5 tRNA genes are annotated in these 619 nt (G+C 47.2%); all 5 read right to left on the bottom strand.

What is annotated here, in order from left to right:
- Positions 1–33: 33 nt before the first annotated feature.
- Positions 34–108: transfer RNA gene (locus AACW06_RS19900), tRNA-Gln, on the bottom strand.
- 25 nt (positions 109–133) lie between these two features.
- Positions 134–218, bottom strand: a tRNA-Leu gene (locus AACW06_RS19905).
- Between the two features lie 52 nt (positions 219–270).
- Positions 271–347: transfer RNA gene (locus AACW06_RS19910), tRNA-Met, on the bottom strand.
- 10 nt (positions 348–357) lie between these two features.
- A tRNA-Leu gene (locus AACW06_RS19915) sits at positions 358–442 on the bottom strand.
- Positions 443–526: 84 nt separating this feature from the next.
- A tRNA-Gln gene (locus AACW06_RS19920) sits at positions 527–601 on the bottom strand.
- Positions 602–619 lie beyond the last annotated feature (18 nt).

A 619-nucleotide genomic window follows, 5' to 3' on the forward strand; every position in this document is an offset into this window, starting at 1 on the left:
TGTTCAGCGTATTGAAGCTAACCATTTAAATAATGGCAGGGCTACCTGGATTCGAACCAGGGAATGGCGGCATCAAAAGCCGCTGCCTTACCGCTTGGCGATAGCCCTGCAAGATGATTGCTCATCTAAATAATGGTGCGGAAGGAGAGACTTGAACTCTCACACCTTGCGGCGCCAGAACCTAAATCTGGTGCGTCTACCAATTTCGCCACTTCCGCAACTTATTCTGTAGATTAACTGGTAATTGGAGAACCAATTAATCGTTGTATATGGTGGCTACGACGGGATTCGAACCTGTGACCCCATCATTATGAGTGATGTGCTCTAACCAACTGAGCTACGTAGCCATTAAAACAATGGTGCGGAAGGAGAGACTTGAACTCTCACACCTTGCGGCGCCAGAACCTAAATCTGGTGCGTCTACCAATTTCGCCACTTCCGCAACTTATTCTGTAGATTAACTGAAAATTGGAGATCCAATCAATCGTTGTCATGTTCAGCGTATTGAAGCTAACCATTTAAATAATGGCAGGGCTACCTGGATTCGAACCAGGGAATGGCGGCATCAAAAGCCGCTGCCTTACCGCTTGGCGATAGCCCTGCAAGATGATTGCTCATC

It is taken from the genome of Vibrio sp. S12_S33 (genome assembly GCF_963889785.1).
GTDB classification, from domain to species: Bacteria; Pseudomonadota; Gammaproteobacteria; order Enterobacterales; family Vibrionaceae; genus Vibrio; species Vibrio aestuarianus.